This window comes from Hydrogenivirga sp. (genome assembly GCF_056450045.1).
Window position 1 is genome coordinate 1 of record NZ_JBWONM010000178.1, and the last position, 15,495, is coordinate 15,495.

General features: G+C 53.2%; 22 protein-coding genes. 15 read left to right on the plus strand and 7 right to left on the minus strand.

The window, feature by feature from the left end; all coding sequences use genetic code 11:
* From coxB to AC1HCM_RS07380, 4 genes are all read right to left on the minus strand, one after another.
* Window positions 1–805, minus strand: an 805-nt coding sequence (gene coxB, locus AC1HCM_RS07365) for a cytochrome c oxidase subunit II (protein ID WP_479461122.1), incomplete at its 3' end; no start/stop codon positions are given.
* Window positions 806–824: 19 nt separating this feature from the next.
* Window positions 825–1,607, minus strand: coding sequence for a cytochrome c oxidase subunit 3 (locus AC1HCM_RS07370; protein ID WP_479461123.1), 783 nt, complete (start codon window positions 1,605–1,607; stop codon window positions 825–827).
* 79 nt (window positions 1,608–1,686) lie between these two features.
* The gene (locus AC1HCM_RS07375) at window positions 1,687–2,190 is read right to left on the minus strand and encodes a peroxiredoxin family protein (protein WP_479461124.1); all 504 of its coding nucleotides are present in this window, start codon (window positions 2,188–2,190) and stop codon (window positions 1,687–1,689) included.
* Complete coding sequence (locus tag AC1HCM_RS07380) at window positions 2,187–2,969, minus strand: citryl-CoA lyase (protein WP_479461125.1); 783 nt, start codon at window positions 2,967–2,969, stop codon at window positions 2,187–2,189. The genes AC1HCM_RS07375 and AC1HCM_RS07380 overlap by 4 nt, the downstream gene beginning before the upstream one ends.
* Window positions 2,970–3,046: 77 nt before the next feature.
* On the opposite strand from AC1HCM_RS07380, the gene AC1HCM_RS07385 reads away from it, so the two are divergent.
* The 8 genes from AC1HCM_RS07385 to AC1HCM_RS07420 are packed head-to-tail and all read left to right on the plus strand — an operon-like array spanning window position 3,047 to window position 10,475.
* On the plus strand, window positions 3,047–3,556 hold the full coding sequence (locus AC1HCM_RS07385) for a thioredoxin family protein (protein ID WP_479461126.1): 510 nt from the start codon (window positions 3,047–3,049) through the stop codon (window positions 3,554–3,556).
* On the plus strand, window positions 3,556–4,812 hold the full coding sequence (locus AC1HCM_RS07390) for a TolC family protein (protein ID WP_479461127.1): 1,257 nt from the start codon (window positions 3,556–3,558) through the stop codon (window positions 4,810–4,812). Before AC1HCM_RS07385 ends, AC1HCM_RS07390 begins: the two co-directional genes overlap by 1 nt.
* On the plus strand, window positions 4,809–5,300 hold the full coding sequence (locus AC1HCM_RS07395) for an efflux RND transporter periplasmic adaptor subunit (RefSeq protein WP_479461128.1): 492 nt from the start codon (window positions 4,809–4,811) through the stop codon (window positions 5,298–5,300). Before AC1HCM_RS07390 ends, AC1HCM_RS07395 begins: the two co-directional genes overlap by 4 nt.
* Before the next feature lie 5 nt (window positions 5,301–5,305).
* Window positions 5,306–5,827, plus strand: coding sequence for a zinc ribbon domain-containing protein (locus AC1HCM_RS07400; RefSeq protein WP_479461129.1), 522 nt, complete (start codon window positions 5,306–5,308; stop codon window positions 5,825–5,827).
* On the plus strand, window positions 5,827–6,882 hold the full coding sequence (gene namA / locus AC1HCM_RS07405; protein WP_479461130.1) for an NADPH dehydrogenase NamA: 1,056 nt from the start codon (window positions 5,827–5,829) through the stop codon (window positions 6,880–6,882). Before AC1HCM_RS07400 ends, namA begins: the two co-directional genes overlap by 1 nt.
* 11 nt (window positions 6,883–6,893) lie before the next feature.
* On the plus strand, window positions 6,894–7,904 hold the full coding sequence (locus AC1HCM_RS07410; protein WP_479461131.1) for an alcohol dehydrogenase catalytic domain-containing protein: 1,011 nt from the start codon (window positions 6,894–6,896) through the stop codon (window positions 7,902–7,904).
* 28 nt (window positions 7,905–7,932) lie between these two features.
* Window positions 7,933–8,388 carry a (2Fe-2S)-binding protein gene (locus tag AC1HCM_RS07415; protein WP_479461132.1) on the plus strand — a complete coding sequence of 152 codons (456 nt, stop codon included), beginning with the start codon at window positions 7,933–7,935 and terminating at the stop codon, window positions 8,386–8,388.
* Window positions 8,385–10,475 (plus strand): xanthine dehydrogenase family protein molybdopterin-binding subunit, encoded by a 2,091-nt coding sequence (locus AC1HCM_RS07420; protein ID WP_479461133.1) that lies wholly within the window; start codon window positions 8,385–8,387, stop codon window positions 10,473–10,475. The genes AC1HCM_RS07415 and AC1HCM_RS07420 overlap by 4 nt, the downstream gene beginning before the upstream one ends.
* Here the strand turns inward: AC1HCM_RS07420 and AC1HCM_RS07425 are convergent.
* Window positions 10,443–10,835: a winged helix-turn-helix transcriptional regulator gene (locus tag AC1HCM_RS07425; RefSeq protein WP_479461134.1), complete on the minus strand. Its 393-nt coding sequence runs from the start codon at window positions 10,833–10,835 to the stop codon at window positions 10,443–10,445. The genes AC1HCM_RS07420 and AC1HCM_RS07425 overlap by 33 nt on opposite strands.
* A gap of 69 nt (window positions 10,836–10,904) precedes the next feature.
* Between AC1HCM_RS07425 and AC1HCM_RS07430 the strand changes: the two genes are divergently transcribed.
* Genes AC1HCM_RS07430 through AC1HCM_RS07460 form a run of 7 tightly spaced genes read left to right on the plus strand, consistent with a single transcriptional unit; the run spans window position 10,905 to window position 14,527 of the window.
* Window positions 10,905–11,327 (plus strand): hypothetical protein, encoded by a 423-nt coding sequence (locus AC1HCM_RS07430; protein WP_479461135.1) that lies wholly within the window; start codon window positions 10,905–10,907, stop codon window positions 11,325–11,327.
* 14 nt (window positions 11,328–11,341) lie between these two features.
* A complete protein-coding gene (locus AC1HCM_RS07435) occupies window positions 11,342–11,536 on the plus strand; it encodes a CDGSH iron-sulfur domain-containing protein (RefSeq protein WP_479461136.1) in 195 nt (64 codons plus the stop codon).
* Window positions 11,533–12,312 (plus strand): dioxygenase family protein, encoded by a 780-nt coding sequence (locus AC1HCM_RS07440; protein ID WP_479461137.1) that lies wholly within the window; start codon window positions 11,533–11,535, stop codon window positions 12,310–12,312. Before AC1HCM_RS07435 ends, AC1HCM_RS07440 begins: the two co-directional genes overlap by 4 nt.
* Window positions 12,290–12,454: a hypothetical protein gene (locus tag AC1HCM_RS07445; protein WP_479461138.1), complete on the plus strand. Its 165-nt coding sequence runs from the start codon at window positions 12,290–12,292 to the stop codon at window positions 12,452–12,454. Before AC1HCM_RS07440 ends, AC1HCM_RS07445 begins: the two co-directional genes overlap by 23 nt.
* Window positions 12,451–12,516 carry a hypothetical protein gene (locus tag AC1HCM_RS07450; RefSeq protein ID WP_479461143.1) on the plus strand — a complete coding sequence of 22 codons (66 nt, stop codon included), beginning with the start codon at window positions 12,451–12,453 and terminating at the stop codon, window positions 12,514–12,516. The genes AC1HCM_RS07445 and AC1HCM_RS07450 overlap by 4 nt, the downstream gene beginning before the upstream one ends.
* 18 nt (window positions 12,517–12,534) lie before the next feature.
* Window positions 12,535–13,566 (plus strand): GTPase ObgE, encoded by a 1,032-nt coding sequence (gene obgE / locus AC1HCM_RS07455; protein WP_479461139.1) that lies wholly within the window; start codon window positions 12,535–12,537, stop codon window positions 13,564–13,566.
* On the plus strand, window positions 13,544–14,527 hold the full coding sequence (locus AC1HCM_RS07460; RefSeq protein ID WP_479461140.1) for a DNA double-strand break repair nuclease NurA: 984 nt from the start codon (window positions 13,544–13,546) through the stop codon (window positions 14,525–14,527). Before obgE ends, AC1HCM_RS07460 begins: the two co-directional genes overlap by 23 nt.
* On the opposite strand, the gene AC1HCM_RS07465 is transcribed toward AC1HCM_RS07460, so the two are convergent.
* Both AC1HCM_RS07465 and AC1HCM_RS07470 read right to left on the minus strand, forming a co-directional pair.
* The gene (locus tag AC1HCM_RS07465) at window positions 14,520–15,161 is read right to left on the minus strand and encodes a uracil-DNA glycosylase (RefSeq protein ID WP_479461141.1); all 642 of its coding nucleotides are present in this window, start codon (window positions 15,159–15,161) and stop codon (window positions 14,520–14,522) included. The genes AC1HCM_RS07460 and AC1HCM_RS07465 overlap by 8 nt on opposite strands.
* A partial coding sequence (locus tag AC1HCM_RS07470) for a M67 family metallopeptidase (protein ID WP_479461142.1) occupies window positions 15,161–15,495 on the minus strand: 335 nt, incomplete at its 5' end. The genes AC1HCM_RS07470 and AC1HCM_RS07465, both read right to left, overlap by 1 nt.

Consider the following 15,495-nt stretch of genomic DNA (forward strand, 5'->3'; position numbering starts at 1 on the left):
CCTTATTCTTCTCTATGTTAGCAGTCTTAAAATCAGCCCCTTTATGACCCATATCAGCAACTTCACCCTTTAGCCACTTATCAAACTCCTCCTTGGGGACGACCTTGAGCTTGGCAAACATCCTGGAGTGCCACTGACCGCAGTACTCCCTGCAGAAGACCCAGTACTCTCCGGGCTTGTTTATCTGGAACCAGGAGTAGGTCGTTCTCCCAGGAACCATATCCTGGGTAACTCCAGCCGGCTGTACGTAGAAGGAGTGTATCACGTCCTGAGAGGTCAGGACAGCCTTTATCGGAACACCCGCCGGTATGTAAACGTAGTTCTGGAACACCCCATCAACGCTGTAGCACTCCTCGGGCTTGCACTTCTTATCCTCTGTGTCCTTTATAGCTTGGGCTATCACCATCTTCCCGTTGGGATACTGGAATATCCATCCCCAGGCGAAGGCTGTAACCTTCAGCTCCATGGCGTTCTCCGGAGGCTTCCTCATCTGGGTAAAGAGGGCAAAGCCGTGGGTTGCAAGGTAGAGAACTATTATCAGTGGAACTATGGTCCAGAGAGCCTCAAGTCCCCAGTGTCCTTCGTGCTCCTGGTCTCCAACCTCTCTTTCCCCGGGCTTGTACCTGTACTTTATCATGAAGATGAGAGAGGGAATAGCAACGACTGCGTATATGACCACCGATATTATCAGCCATATCTTGTAGATGATGTCCCAGAGGTCATAAGGTCTTGCAAGGACCTGAGCCTCAGCCTCTCCTGCGAAAGAAGCGGCGGCTATCAGGAGAAGTCCTAATATCCACTTCATGCTTGAGCACCTCCTTTTCTTATATCTTCAGACCACCCACAACGTAGGCGGTGCTTGCAACCAGCAGCCACATGACATCAACGAAGTGCCAGTATGCGCTTGTCGTCCTGAATATCGTCATCTTGTCAGGGTTTATCTTGCCGGCGAGGGTGAAGACGAGAACGTAAGCCTGCATCACGAGACCAACTATGACGTGAGAGGTGTGTATCCCCGTCAAGGTGTAAAATCCTGTTCCGTACATGTTTGAGCTCAGGGTAAAGCCCTCGTGCCATAGGTGTCTCCACTCCATTATGTGGAGAACCGCAAAGAGAAGCCCAAAGAACATTGTGGCGAGGAGAAACACAACCGACTTTCCGCTCTCTCCATGGTGCATAGCCTGCTCAGCCTTGAATATGGTGAAGCTTGAAGCCCAGAGTATAAGGGTCAGGATTATGGGCATCTTCAGGTTCATAGCCTCAGGAATCCACTGGCTCACCCACACGTCGGCGTGGATGGCTCTGGCGGTCCAGAAGGCTGCGAAGACCGTTCCGAAGATGATTATCTCGGAGATTATGAAGAGGTAGATACCGATATTCCCGTAGCCCTCATCGTGTCCTTCTGTGAAGAACTCATTCGCCCATCCGGCCAAGCCTATGACGGCAAGGACGAGGGCAACTCCTCCGAGGACGAGGGCTAACATCGGGTTCTTCCAAGCGAACTGGGCGGTTATGGCGATAGGCGTGAGAAGTATGGCTATGCCTACCGGTAGAGGCCAAACGCTGACCTCATGCTCTCCGTGGTGGTGAGCAACCTCATGAGCCATTCCTGAACCTCCTCTTTTATTTAGCTTCCTATTTTAGCACTCAAGACCACTTGATAACCATAACCAGATGAAGATTTTTCTATAAAAATTCCTTAAGGTCCCTTTCAATTTCCTTATACTTCCCCAGCCTGACCTTAACTATCTTCCCTTCCCTGTTGATGAGGAATGAGGTTGGAAGCCCCTGTATCCCGTACTTCTGGGCAACGCTTCCATCGTCGTAGAGGACTATAAAGCTCAGCCCATACTCCTTGACGAACTTCTTGACCGGGTCGGGGGAGCTGTCTGTGCTAACCGCCAGTATCTCAAAACCCTTGCCCTTGTACTTCTTATAAACCCTCTGGAAGATCGGTATCTCCTCCCTGCAGGGAGGGCACCAGGTAGCCCAGAAGTTTACCAAGACAACCTTTCCTCTGAAGTCCGATAGGGAGACCTCTCTCCCCGAGAGGTCCTTGAGCTTGAAGTCTGGTGCCTCCTTTCCCACACCGAGTCCGCTGGGAACCTGATGGGAGTTTGTGAAGAGACCGAGATAGAGCAGTAGGGCAACGAGGAGTATCCCCAAACCGTAGGCTATGTTCTTACTCATACCTTCTTAAGCTCCTCAGGAAGCTCCCTGGGTGGGACCCCAACGTACTCCGTTTCTTCCTTTTCGTTCAACCTCTTGGAGAAGGGCTTTTCCGTTGTAAGTTCCTCATAGACATGCGCCACAAGCCCCGGAACCCTTCCTATTATGAAAAAGCCCTTTCCGAGCCTCCAGTCAAAGCCCATCTCCGAGGCAACCGCAGCTATCGCACCGTCCACGTTCAGGACTATCCTCTTACCCTTCTGCCTGAATATCTCCTCTTCAACCTCTTCGGCAAACCTGCAGTGATCTCCGTAAAAACCGTAGGTCTTTGCAAGCTCCATCAGTCTCTTTGTTCTGGGGTCAAACTCCTTGTAGTACCTGTGACCAAAGCCTGGTATGGGCTTTTTCTGAGAGAGATACTCGCTGACTATCTCGCTCACAGCCCTTCCGCTTGCCACCCCATCCTGTATGAACCTCATGGCGTCCTCAAGGGCTCCGCCGTGGGCTGACCCAAAAGCCATCACACCAGCGGCAACACCCACGTTCAGCGAGTTTCCACCGCTCGCCACAGCCCTGGCAGCTATCACAGAGGGAGGCGCTATGCCATGGTCAATGACGGAGACGAACATAGCCTCCATCATCTTGGACTCCGCCTCGGTGGGGAGCTCACCCTTCAGTATCAGGTATATAGCCTGGGCGAAGCTCAGATTTCCCACAAGGTCAAGGAGCCTGTAGCCCCTGACGTAGGTCTCGTGTTCAACGTGCTGGGTAATGGCGGTCTTCCACTTCTTCTCTGCCATCCTTACCTCTCCAAACAGGGTTTTAAAAATATTACCACACTTGCCCCTCAGTCAGGGGTAGGGTATATTACTCTCCCATGAAGAGGATAACGCTCGTTCTGTTTCTCTTCCTCTCCTTAGGCTTTTCCCTTCCGAACGTTGAGGTCCCCTTCGTAAAGCTCTCCTTCCTGAACCTCAAGGAGGACTTAGAGGAAGCGAAGGAGGAGGGCAAGTTCCTTTTCATCATGTTCCATCAGGAGGGATGTCCCTTCTGCGACAAGATGTACAGGGTTACCTTTCAGGACCCGAAGGTTAAGGAGTACTTCACGAAGCACTTTTACATGGTCCTGATTGATATAAAGGGCTCCAACCCCGTGGTTGACTTTGACGGGAAGGAGATGACGGAGAAGGAGTTTGCCCACAAGCACAGGGTAAGGGCGACGCCCGTCTTCCTGTTCGTTGACCACAGCGGTAAGCAGATACTCAAGCTCGTTGGCTACATACCGCCGAGAGACTGGCTCAACGTGGGAAGGTACATAGTTGAGGGGCATTATAAGAGGAAGAGCCTGTACAAGTTCTTGAGGGAAGAGAGAAAGAAGAGGAAGTGATGCTCCTGGTGCTCATCCTCTCACTGCTCAGCCTGTCCTTTGCCCAGGAGACCCTAACCCTCAACCTTGATAGAGCGGTCCAGATAGCCCTCAATAAGAACAGAGAAATACTGAAGATAAAGAGGGAGCTCCTCTCCCTTGAGGATACCTGGCGGGCTGAGAGGTGGGAGAGGTTCGCCCCAAAGGTTGATCTCTTCGTTGATAAGGATGGTCTGAACTTCTTCGGTCAGGTTCTGCTCCTTGATTTCGGGAACAGGCTCGCCCGTATAAGGTCTGCAGAGATAAGCACCAACATAAAGAGGGAGCTGGTAAGGGAGTTTGAGAGACAGGTGAAGATAAAGCTCGCAAAGCTCTTTATGGACCTCGCCTTGGCTGAGAAGCTGGCCGAGGTGAAGAGGGAGGAGATGGCGGTTGCCTACGTGAGATTTGATAGAGAGAGGCAGCGTCTTGAGGAGGGGCTGTCGGACAGGGTCAAGGTCGCTGAGTGGGAGGCGACCTACAGGAAGTTCAGGAGCGAGCTGATGGAGGCTCAGAGAAAGTACAACGACACCCTTCTTGAGATAAAGAGGTTCTTGGGGATTGATGTCCAGACGCCCCTTGAGGTCAAGCTGGATGGACTCCTGAGCTTTGAGTTTCCAGAGAATAGAACTATAGACACCGATTACCTTCTAAAGCGCTACGGAAACAACTACCTTCTCAAGGTAAAAGGGCTTGAGATAGCCTACCTCAAGAGCAGGGCAAAGGAGCAGAGGAGGATCTTTTACCCAGAGCTCTACGCCTACCTTGAGGTAAAGAACAGGTACGAGAGCCACGAGCGTTTTAAGAGTGAAGGAAACATAGTCCTGAGGGTTCCCCTCTTTGACGGAAGGGCTTCCTTTTACAGGGAGAGGAGCATCCTTGAGCTCAAGAGGGCTGTTGAGATAGAAAGGGAAGATATCTCCGAGAGGATTAAAAGGGAGATACTCAGGGCACCTTACGACTGGGAGGCTCTCACATCCGCCTATAAGGAGGCGGAGAGCTTTGATAACTGGGCGCAGGAGAACCTTGACCTCTCAAGGTCCAACTACGAGCTTGAACTAGCCTTTGACCTGGGATACGCTATGTCAACAAAGACGGAGGCTGAAAGAAGGCTGATGGAGGCGAGATTCAGGATAATCCTCTTCCTTATGAGGCTCTACGACCTTCTGGGGATGGACCCTATGAGGGTCTTTAAAGAGAAGGCTCCCTTCTTTACGGAGAAGGTGGAGGAGATATGAGGGCGATTATACTGCTCTTTGTAATTCTTACCTTTAGCTTTGCTCAGGAGATAGAGGTTCAGGCGATAGTTAAGGGAAAGGTCCTCAGGGTTTATGTTAGGGAGGGGCAAAGGGTAAAGAAGGGACAACCTCTGATGGAAATTGACCCCTCCCTGTACTTAGCCCAGAAAAAGAGGCTTTTGGGCAAGAAGAAGGAGATAGAGGCGAGGCTTTGGAAGGTGGAGAGGGACTACAACAGGTTGAAGGTTCTCTTTGAAAGGGACCTCTTGGCGGAAACAAGGCTTGAGGATCAGAAGATAAGGTACGACACGCTGAAGGCTCAGGTAGAGCAGGTTGAGGGAGAGCTGGACAGGATTGAGACCCTAATCTCCTACACGAAAATCCTATCCCCCGCTACGGGAAGGGTGAAGAGGCTTCTTGTGAGAGAGGGAAGCTACGTCAACGGAGAGCTTCAACCCCACCCCCTTATCGTCATAGAAGTAAAATAGAGAACATGAGGGGAGTAAAGGTATTCAGCGGAGAGATAAAGAAGCTAAAGGACAGGATAGCCAAGGTGGAGAAGGCTCTAAAGCACATACCCTCCGAAATCAACGAGATTGAGACCCAACTTGACACCGTCAGGAGGCTCCTGCAGGAGAAGGAGGAGGAAGCTCTGAGGATAGCGAGGAAGATAAGGGAGAAGGAGCACGAGTTTACAGAGGTGAAGCAGAAGATCTTTTACCACGACAAGTATCTGAGGAGGGCTGACTCTCCCAGGGAGTACGAGAGGCTCCTGAAGGAGAGGGAGGAGCTTGTCTCAAAGGCTTTTGAACTCAGCAACACCATACACGAGCTGCGCACCCAGTACGACAGGGTCAAGGCGGAGGAGCTTGAGCTCTACCAGAAGGAACAGGAGCTTGAGAGGGAGCTCTACAAGCTCAAGAAGGAGTACGGTGCCCTCCTCAACGAACTCAAGGGTCTTACCCGTCTCCTGGAGAAGAAGGTGACGGAGCTTGAAGAGAAGTTCAACCTCTGATGTCAAAGCTCTACTCACCGCTCAAGCTGAGGGGCGTTGAGCTCAGAAACAGGATAGTTATGTCCCCTATGTGTATGTACTCCTCAAAGGAGGGGTTCATAAGCGACTGGCATATAGTTCACTACCCATCAAGGGCTGTTGGAGGAGCGGGGCTAATATTTACCGAAGCCACGGCGGTTGAGGAGAGGGGCAGGATATCTCCCCTTGACCTCGGAATCTACAGGGACGAACACGTTGAGGGACTCGGCAGGATAGTGAGGATGTGCAAATCCCATGGGGCAAAGGTGGGAATACAGCTCGCCCACGCTGGAAGGAAGGCTGAAGACTATCCTCCTTGGGAAAGAAGGAAAAGAAAGGTTAGAGGCTCTGAGAGCGCCATAGCACCAAGTCCAGTACCCTTTGGCAGGAGTTGGCTTAAACCAAAGGAGATGAGCGAGGAAGACATAAGGGAGGTTCAGAGGAGTTACAGGCTCGCCGTCAGGAGGGCTGTAGAGGCTGGCTTTGATGTTGTTGAGATCCATGCAGCTCACGGCTACCTCATCCATGAGTTTCTCTCCCCTATCTCCAACAAGAGGAAGGACGGCTACGGCGGGAGCTTTAAGAACAGGGTCAGATTCCTTCTTGAAGTGGTCAGGATAGCGAGGGAAGAGATGCCTGAGAGCATGCCCCTCTTCGTGAGGATATCCGCCGTTGACTATCTTGAGGGTGGCTGGAGCCTTGATGATAGCGTTGAGCTTGCAAGGATGCTCAGGGAGGAAGGGGTTGACGTGGTGGACTGCTCCTCAGGGAGGATAGCTGAGGAAGAGGATTTCGTGGAGTACCCGGGACATCAGGTCCCCTTCGCAGAGAGGATAAGGAAAGAGGCAAAAATCATGACCCAGGCTGTGGGCATGATAACCACCTATGAGCAGTCGGAGGAGGTGGTCGCCAACGGCAGGGCAGATCTGGTAGCCATAGGAAGAGAGTTCCTGAGGGACCCCTACCTGCCTATCAGGTGGGCAAAGAAGAGGGGCATTGATGTAAAGGTCCCGAGGCAGTACATAAGAGCCTGGTAAGGAGGTGAACCATGAAGGTAGCTGTCTGCAAAGAGCCTAAGAAGCCCCTTGTCTTTGAAGAGTGGAATGTGCCCGAGATAGGTGATGAGGAGGTTCTTATAAAGGTCCACTACTGCGGAGTCTGCCACAGCGACCTGCACATAGTTGATGGGGATTGGGCTGACTGGGTGAGCTATCCGACGGTACCGGGACACGAGGTAGCGGGTGTAGCGGTCAAGGTTGGCAGTAAGGTGAACTGGATAAAGGAAGGGGACAGGGTAGGTATGCCCTGGATATACTCTTCCTGCGAGGTCTGCGACTACTGTGTGGAAGGGGACGAGCCCCTCTGTCCAAACCATGAGATAACGGGTATAACGAGACAGGGAGGATACGCAGAGTACATGAAGGCTCCCGGAAGATTCGTTACAAAGATTCCAGAAGCCCTTGACCTCGCCCACGCTGCACCCCTATTCTGTGCTGGTGTGACGGTTTACGCAGCTCTAAGACATGCTGGGGTAAAACCGGGTGAGCTCGTCGCTGTGCAGGGGATAGGAGGTCTCGGTCATCTCGCTATCCAGTACGCTAAAGCTATGGGTGCAAGGGTAGTTGCCCTCAGCCACAGTCCCGATAAGGAAGAGCTCGTAAAGAAGCTTGGGGCTGACTACTTCATAACCACCGCAGGTAAGGACCCAGCCCAGGAACTGAGCAGGCTTGGCGGTGCGGACGTAATACTCACGACGGTCTTTGACTCAAAAGCCATCCAGCCCCTTTTGGGTGGTCTCGCCCCGAGAGGTAGGCTGTCTGTAGTTGGAGCTGCACCAGAGCCAATTCAGGTGAGCCCCTTTGACCTGATAACGAAGAGGATAGCTGTCACCGGCTCAGCCGTAGGAGGCAGAAAGCTCCTCAGGGAAACGCTCCAGATGGCTGCCGACTTCGGTATAGAGCCTATGATTGAGATATATCCCTTTGAGCGGGTTAACGAAGCCCTTGACGCTCTTAGAAGAGGGAAGCCCAAGTTTCGCATTGTACTGAAGATGGAGTGAGCTATATTTAGCCTCTAAGGAGGGGGCTATGAAGCTCTCAATCAACGGGAAAGAGTACAAAGTTGATGTTGAGCCCGCAACACCGCTTCTTTGGGTAATCAGAGAGGAACTCAGGCTCACGGGAACTAAGTTTGGATGCGGCAAGGGGATATGCGGCTCCTGTACTGTTCTCTTGGACGGCGAAGCGGTGAGGTCCTGCATCACCCCCCTCAAGGCAGCGGAGGGAAAAAAGATAACAACGATTGAAGGCATCCCTGAGGACCATCCCGTTAAAAAGGCTTGGATAGAGCTTCAGGTTCCCCAGTGCGGCTACTGCCAGCCGGGTCAGATAGTTGAAGCCTATGCCCTCCTGAGAAAAAACCCAAAGCCCAGCAAGGAGGAGGTTCTCTCGGTTATGTCCTCTCACCTCTGCAGGTGCGGTACCTATATGAGGATACTCAAGGCTGTCCTGAGGGCTTCTGAGATGATGGGGGTGGGGAGATGATTACGAGGAGAGAGTTTCTACAGCTGTCGGGGCTTTCTCTAGCGGTGGTGTTAACCCCGCAGGGTTACAGCCTTCTGAAGGCAAAGGAGGTAGAGCCTCCCTACTCTCCCGAGATATGGTTGAACCTGTCCGAAGATAACTTCCTTACCGTTCTCGTCAACAAGTCAGAGATGGGGCAGGGCGTTTACACAGGCCTTCCCCAGATAGTGGCGGAGGAGCTTGACTTTCCCTGGGACAGGGTCAAACCTATGCCCGCACCGGCAGGGAGGAGGTACGTTGATCCCAAATGGGGAGTTCAGTTGACGGGAGGTAGCACGAGCGTAAGGAATATGTACGAGTTCCTCAGGTACGTTGGGGCGAGCATGAGGGAGATGCTGATAAGAGCGGCGGCAAAGGAGCTAGGGGTGAGCCCCGGCAGTATAGAAGCCAAGGGAGGCTACATCCACGTGGGCGAAAGAAAGTATCCCTACGGGAGGTTTGCAAGAACTGCAGGAGAGCTTCCCATACCTGAGGAACCGAAACTGAAGAGCGAGGAGGAGTTCATATACATAGGTAAGTCCCTGCCCCGCCTTGATGTCCCCGATAAGGTAAACGGCAGAGCGGAGTTCGGTATAGACACCTTCATTGAAGGTATGGTCTATGCGGTTGTTGAGAGGGCTCCCTTCGGCTCAAGACCGAGGAAAGTCGGTGCAGAGGAAGCGAAGAGGGTTAAGGGTATCCTTGACGTTGTCCCGCTGAGGAGGGGTGTTGCTGTCTGCGGAGAGTCCCTCTATGCCTGCCTCAAGGCGAGAGAGAGACTGAAGGTTGAGTGGACAAGGAGCTCCATAGAGGGGTGGGGAGATGAAGACTTTGAGAGGTTCTTCTTGAAGAAGCTTAAGAGGAAGGGAAAGGTTGCGAGGAAGGATGGAAAGCCAGAAGCGGTTTACAGAAGGGCAAGGATAAAGCTTGAGGAGACCTACATCCTCCCTTACCTCTACCATGCCACCATGGAGCCTATGTCCTGCACAGCTTGGGTTAAAGAGGATGAGTGCACTGTTTTTGCACCCGTTCAGGCACAGACCTCAGCTCTGAGGAGGGCTAAGGGGGTTACAGGTCTTCCCGAGGAGAGGATAAAGGTCTTCACCACCTACCTCGGTGGAGGCTTTGGGAGGAAGTCCAACGTTGAGTTTGTTGAAGAGGCTCTCCTACTGTCCAAGCGGTTGAAAAGACCCGTAAAGCTCCTTTACACGAGGGAAGATGAAATCAGGTCGGGTTGGTACAGACCCATGAGCGCCACCCAGATAAGGGGTAGCATAACGGAGGATGGAAAGGTTGAGTCCTTTATATTCAGGATAGCTGTCCCCTCCGTCTTTGAGTCCGCAGGCAGAAGGGTGAGGATGGACCCAGTCGCCGTGGAGGGTGTCCGCAACATGTTCTACGAGATACCGAACGTCAGGGTTGAGTGGGTCAGGGTTGACCTCCCCGTTCCCGTGTGGTTCTGGAGGTCGGTGGGTAGCACCCACAACGCCTTCACGGTGGAGACCTTTTTAGATAGGCTCGCCTACAGGGTCAAGAGAGACCCCGTGGAGATGAGGCTTGAACTCCTTGAGACGAACCCGAGGGCTTACAGGGTTGTTGAGCATGCAGCCGAGGTTTCGGGATGGGGGAAGGGACCTAAGAGGGGTGAGGCTATGGGCTTGGCTTACCATTACTCCTTCGGAAGCCATGTGGCTGAGGTAGCGGAGGTCACCTACAGAGAGGGAGAGCTCAAGGTAGATAGGGTTGTCTGTGTTATAGATATAGGACCGATAACGGTGAACCCTGATCTGATAGTCTCACAGATGGAGAGCGCCATTGTGATGGGTCTGAGTGCCATGCTCAGGGAAAAGGTCAGCTTCTCCGAAGGTAAGGTCAGGAGCATGAACTTTGATAGTTATCCTATCTTGCGTATGAATGAAGCTCCCGAGGTTGAGGTTCACATCCTGAACTCGGAAGGACCTATGGGCGGAGTTGGGGAGCCCGGGCTACCTCCTGTGGCGCCGGCGGTTGCGAACGCCCTCCTCTGGGGATACGGTCTAAAGGTGAGAAGGCTTCCCCTCCTGTCCTGAAATCCTCTCCATGTAGATGAGACCCCACCTGTGCATGGCGTCAAATACATTCTCAAGGCTCCTGCCTATGTCGGTGAGGCTGTACTCAACCTTAGGGGGGACCTGGGGATAAACCTTCCTCTCCACAAGTCCAGCCCTCTCAAGCTCCCTAAGCTGTTTTGTTAGCATCTTCTGGGTTATGCCCGGTATCGCCCTGTGGAGCTCGGAGAAGCGCCTCTTTCCCTTCATCAGCTCCCTGAGGATGAGCAGCTTCCACTTACCGCTCACGAGCTCAATGACGAGCTCAACGGGACAGTGATACCTTCTGCCGTTGAAAACAACCTCCCGCTCTTTAGTTTCCATGAGGATAGTATATATCATCTTGGTCAGTTCTTGACAGATTGAAAGCAAAGCTTTATAGTGAAGGGCAAAGCTGAGAGGAGGTGGGACATGGGGGTGATAAGAGGTGTCAACTTCTGGAGCTTCCTCTTCGCAAGTCAGATGGGTGGCTACTCAATGGTCCTGATAGATGAGGTCTTTGCGAAGTGGTTTGGGCTCTTCGGGCTCTTTCCGGGACTCAAGAACCCTGCCTGGTTCATCCATCACCAGATAGACTCAACCCTCTTCGCCATACCCCTCGTTCTCCCCGCGGTCTGGAAGAGATTGCCCGGACCGGGCATACTCAAGGGGTTAATCTACGGTATCCTCTGGCACATATTCGTCATCATAGTATCGGTTGTGGGTTCGGTAGGGGGCTCAGCCTGGTTCCAAAGCCCGATGCCCCTCAGCGCTCAGGTGAGCACCTTCCTGCTTCACCTTGTCTGGGGTGGTTTGATAGGCTTCCTATACTTCCCACCCGAAGAAAATAGCTGAAAGGAGGTAGGAGCATGGCGAGGTTAGTTAAGTGCACGGAGAAGGGACCTTACAAGCTTGAGGCTGGTGAAGAGACCTACTACATATGCAGGTGCGGGCTCTCAAAGAACCAGCCCTTCTGTGACGGCTCCCATAAGAGGACGAGGGACGAGGAAGAGGGTAAGCTCTACATCTACGATGAGAACGGCAGGGTAGAGATACAGCTTTGAGACTCCCCGTCCTCTTTCTCTCCCACGGCTCTCCTCAGCTAATTCTTGAGGAGGGCGATTGGGCTCTCACCCTTCGGGAGCTCGGAAAGAGGATTGAGCCCCTGAGCCCTGAGCTCATCCTCGTCGTATCAGCCCACTGGCTTACCTCGGGAACGCAGGTGGAGTGCTCGGAAGAGATGAAGACCCTTCACGACTTTCACAGCTTCTCTTCGGAGCTGTACGAACTCACCTACTGCGCCAGAGGAAACCCGGAGCTCTGCAAGAAGATCGCAGGCCACATTGGGGCGGTCTGTGTAAAGGGCAGAGGGCTTGACCACGGGGCGTGGGCAGTTCTATGGCACCTCTTTCCAGACGGCAGGTTTCCGGTAACCCAGCTCAGCATAGACATGGACAGGGATTTAAAGGAGCACCTTGCCCTCGCAAAGAGGCTGAGGACCTTCAGGGATAGGGTGTTCGTGATAGGGAGCGGTGGAGCCGTCCACAACTTGAGGGATGCGGTCTTAAATCCTGAAGGACCGCCCCGATGGGCGGTTGATTTCAAGGAGAGGCTGAAGGAGTGGGTACTTAAAAAGGACGCGAACGCTATCCTTGGTTACAGGGACAGCCTCGGAAGTCTCGCCCACCCCACTGAGGAACACCTCATACCCCTTCTTTACTTTCTAGGCTCCCTCTACCCTGAGGAAGAGGTATCCCCTCTTTACGATGGCTTTGAGTTTGGGAGCATATCCCTTCTGAGCTTTGCAGGAGGGCTCCATGAGGGTATTCCCAGCCGTTGAGGTGGTTGACGGAGCGGGAGTTAAGATAAGGAGATACATAGGCGTATCCCCCAGAGAGCTTGACCCCTTCCTCCTTCTTGACGAGATCAAGAGCTCAGACTCCTGGGAGAACCCATATTCCGGTGGGGGCCCTTCGTTATGAACAGCGAGGAGGAGATAAGAAAAGCGGTTGAGGACTTCAGAAGGGGAAAGTTAACCGGTTGAAGCCTATATTAATCCAGTATGGAAAGGTCCTTCGTTGACAGGGTAAAGATATACGTCAAAGGCGGTAAGGGTGGAGACGGGGCTGTCGCCTTTTTGAGGGAAAAATACAGACCCAAGGGTGGTCCAGCTGGGGGAGACGGCGGTAAGGGTGGGGACGTTGTCCTCGTTGCCACCTCCAGCAAGCACACGCTCCTTGACTTCAAATACAAGAGGCACTTCAAGGCTCAGAAGGGGGAGAATGGAAAGGGGAAGAACCAGAAGGGAAAGGACGGAGAGGACCTCCTTGTATACGTCCCCGTGGGAACGGTTGTAAAGGACGCACAGTCGGGAGAGGTTCTCTGTGACCTGACGGAGGAAGGACAGAGCTGTGTAGTCGCAAGGGGCGGAAGGGGTGGAAGGGGTAACGCCCACTTTGCGACCCCAACGAACCAGGCGCCGAGGTATGCGGAGAAGGGAGAGGAGGGAGAGGAGAGATGGGTGATCCTTGAGCTCAAGCTGATAGCGGACGTGGGGATAGTGGGACTCCCCAACGCTGGCAAATCAACGCTTCTTGGGAGGCTCACACGGGCAAGACCGAAGGTGGCGGACTATCCCTTCACCACCCTCAGCCCGAACCTCGGTGTCCTTGAGCTTGATGAGGAGAGAAGGCTTGTCCTTGCAGACATACCGGGTCTGATAGAGAACGCCCACAGGGGAGCGGGTCTTGGTCATGAGTTCCTCAGGCACGTAGAGAGGACGAGGCTGCTTTTGCACCTTATTGATGTCTCTGACTCCAGAGAGAAGGATCCCATAGAAGCCTTTGAGATGGTGAACAGAGAGCTTGAGCTCTACAGCCCGGAGCTGACAAGGAAGCCCCAGATAGTTGTCGCCAACAAGATAGACGCTCTCACCGACAGGTCTCTTCTGGAAAGGCTGAGGGGGCACTTTGAGAGCAAAGGCTACAGGTTCCATGCGGTCTCCGCAGCCACAGGCGAGGGAATAGAGGAGCTGAAAGAGCTCCTTTGGAAAGCTTACACGGAGGTTAAGGATGCCCCTGTTGGGAAGGTATAGGTTCTCCTTTGACACCTGGAAGCTCCTTGAGATAGAGGAGGAGTTCTTTGATGAGTCGGAGGAGATTGAAGACGCTGATGTTGAGAGCTCAGAGTGGGAGCCCATTGGAGGGGAGCCCTGCGACGGCATAAGCCTGCTCTTCGTTGACGGGGTCAGGAGGACGGAGCACCTGATCTACGTGGAGGATGAGGAGGGAAGGATATACGAGGGAGCCTTCGTTTCCGTTGGAGCGGGAGCCCTATTCATAAGACACGGGAGCGTGAACAGAGCTCAGGAGTCCTTTCACAACCTGTCGGTGAGGAGGTACCTCCTTCTGAGGAAGGAGGTGGACCTGGAGGTGAGGTCTCTTAAGTTCGCCCTCGGCGAGGCTTCGGTTGAGTTCTTCGTGGAGAGAACCGAAAAGGAGCTCTCACCCTTCGTAAACGAGCTTATGACGAGGATGGAGTCCAGCGTTGCGGAGGGTGCCTACAGGGAGCTTAAACCAGACCTGATGATAACCGATGGCACGGTTCACTACAGCGCAAAGGTCAAGGACCTGCCCTTCGTCGGCTACGTGAAGAAGCACAGGAAGCTCTACGTCCCCTCAGAGAAGGCTTGGATCTTTCGCAGGCTCAATGTAGGGGAGAGGACACCCATCGTAAAGGTTCACTCCCAGCCCGTTATGGAGGGTGAAGGGGCAAAGAGCTTTGATAAGTTCACCTGGTACGTGAGGATAAGTGAGGACGAAGGCATAAGCGGTATAGCAAGACTTGAGGTCTCCGCAGGTATAAGGCTCAAGAGGGCGAAGGAGCTTGCAAACAGAACAGCCTACATAATCCCGAAGTTTGCCTCCACAGAGTTCAGCGAGAGGAGAGCGCCCCACAACCTCCTCCCCATAAAGCACCTTGAAAACCTCCTCAGGAGGAGGCTCGGAAGTCAGGCTCTCATAAGGAGGATGCTCGTCAAGGAGCTCTCTACCTGATCAGCTCCTTCAGCCTCTCCATGTCCTCGGTGAACTCAACATCAGCAGCGGGATTTCTGAGTATGTAAGCGGGGTGGTATGTGAGTAGAACCTTTATACTGCTGTCGTAAGGGTAGGAAAAGGTCTTTCCCCTTACCTTTGTCACCGACAGCTTCTTTCCAAGGACACCCTCAGCCGCGGTGGCTCCAAGACAGCATATCACCTTTGGTCCTATTATCTCTATCTCCTTCTTCAGGTATGGAAAACAGGCGCTTATCTCCGCAGGGGTCGGCTTTCTGTTGCCCGGAGGTCTGCACTTGCAGACGTTGGTTATGTAAACCTCCTCCCGCTTGAGTCCCAAGACCTCCTCAATCTTTCTGTTCAGATACTTGCCTGCCCTGCCTACGAAAGGTCTTCCCTGTCTGTCCTCATCCTCTCCAGGAGCCTCTCCTACGAAGACCACGGGGGAGTCTGGATTGCCGTCCCCGAAGACCACCTGAGTCCTGTGCTTGTGAAGGGGACACTTCTTGCAATCCTTGAAGGAGTTAAAGTGCTCCTCAAGGAGCTTTCTCTTGTCCACCGAGACCCTCCTTCTCAGATATACCTCTCCAAAACCTATCTCCGCAAGGGCTTTTGCCGTTTCCTCAATACCCATCACTGCCCGAAGACCTGTATCTCCTCCTCCCTGAACTTCCCGTCAACGAGCTCCCAGCTCCTGTAAGAGGTCCACTTCCCTTTCTGAACTGAGACTATTATGTAGGAAAAGCCTTCAAAAGCCCTCTCCTCGTCAAACTGGGAGGGTCTGTCGGGGTGGTCTGGATGGGAGTGGTAAACCCCAACTATCTCAAGACCGAACTCTCTCGCCTTGTCCTCCGCCTTCATATAATCCTTGGGGTCTATCTCGTACCTGTCGTTCTTCCTGTCGGGGTTTGCGTTCGGCGTCTCGTAGGCTCCGAAGACGGTTCTGACATCTCCCTCAACCTTACCCA

Bases quoted from the DNA above. Each gene is read 5' to 3' on its own strand.
- AC1HCM_RS07415 (WP_479461132.1), top strand. From the start codon at position 7,933: ATGAAGCTCTCAATCAACGGGAAAGAGTACAAAGTTGATGTTGAGCCC.
- AC1HCM_RS07375 (WP_479461124.1), bottom strand. From the start codon at position 2,190: ATGAGTAAGAACATAGCCTACGGTTTGGGGATACTCCTCGTTGCCCTA.
- AC1HCM_RS07430 (WP_479461135.1), top strand. From the start codon at position 10,905: ATGGGGGTGATAAGAGGTGTCAACTTCTGGAGCTTCCTCTTCGCAAGT.
- obgE (WP_479461139.1), top strand. From the start codon at position 12,535: ATGGAAAGGTCCTTCGTTGACAGGGTAAAGATATACGTCAAAGGCGGT.
- AC1HCM_RS07370 (WP_479461123.1), bottom strand. From the start codon at position 1,607: ATGGCTCATGAGGTTGCTCACCACCACGGAGAGCATGAGGTCAGCGTT.
- AC1HCM_RS07420 (WP_479461133.1), top strand. From the start codon at position 8,385: ATGATTACGAGGAGAGAGTTTCTACAGCTGTCGGGGCTTTCTCTAGCG.
- AC1HCM_RS07380 (WP_479461125.1), bottom strand. From the start codon at position 2,969: ATGGCAGAGAAGAAGTGGAAGACCGCCATTACCCAGCACGTTGAACAC.
- AC1HCM_RS07390 (WP_479461127.1), top strand. From the start codon at position 3,556: ATGCTCCTGGTGCTCATCCTCTCACTGCTCAGCCTGTCCTTTGCCCAG.
- AC1HCM_RS07400 (WP_479461129.1), top strand. From the start codon at position 5,306: ATGAGGGGAGTAAAGGTATTCAGCGGAGAGATAAAGAAGCTAAAGGAC.
- AC1HCM_RS07465 (WP_479461141.1), bottom strand. From the start codon at position 15,161: ATGGGTATTGAGGAAACGGCAAAAGCCCTTGCGGAGATAGGTTTTGGA.
- AC1HCM_RS07435 (WP_479461136.1), top strand. From the start codon at position 11,342: ATGGCGAGGTTAGTTAAGTGCACGGAGAAGGGACCTTACAAGCTTGAG.
- AC1HCM_RS07460 (WP_479461140.1), top strand. From the start codon at position 13,544: ATGCCCCTGTTGGGAAGGTATAGGTTCTCCTTTGACACCTGGAAGCTC.
- AC1HCM_RS07425 (WP_479461134.1), bottom strand. From the start codon at position 10,835: ATGATATATACTATCCTCATGGAAACTAAAGAGCGGGAGGTTGTTTTC.
- AC1HCM_RS07410 (WP_479461131.1), top strand. From the start codon at position 6,894: ATGAAGGTAGCTGTCTGCAAAGAGCCTAAGAAGCCCCTTGTCTTTGAA.
- AC1HCM_RS07385 (WP_479461126.1), top strand. From the start codon at position 3,047: ATGAAGAGGATAACGCTCGTTCTGTTTCTCTTCCTCTCCTTAGGCTTT.
- AC1HCM_RS07445 (WP_479461138.1), top strand. From the start codon at position 12,290: ATGAGGGTATTCCCAGCCGTTGAGGTGGTTGACGGAGCGGGAGTTAAG.
- AC1HCM_RS07395 (WP_479461128.1), top strand. From the start codon at position 4,809: ATGAGGGCGATTATACTGCTCTTTGTAATTCTTACCTTTAGCTTTGCT.
- namA (WP_479461130.1), top strand. From the start codon at position 5,827: ATGTCAAAGCTCTACTCACCGCTCAAGCTGAGGGGCGTTGAGCTCAGA.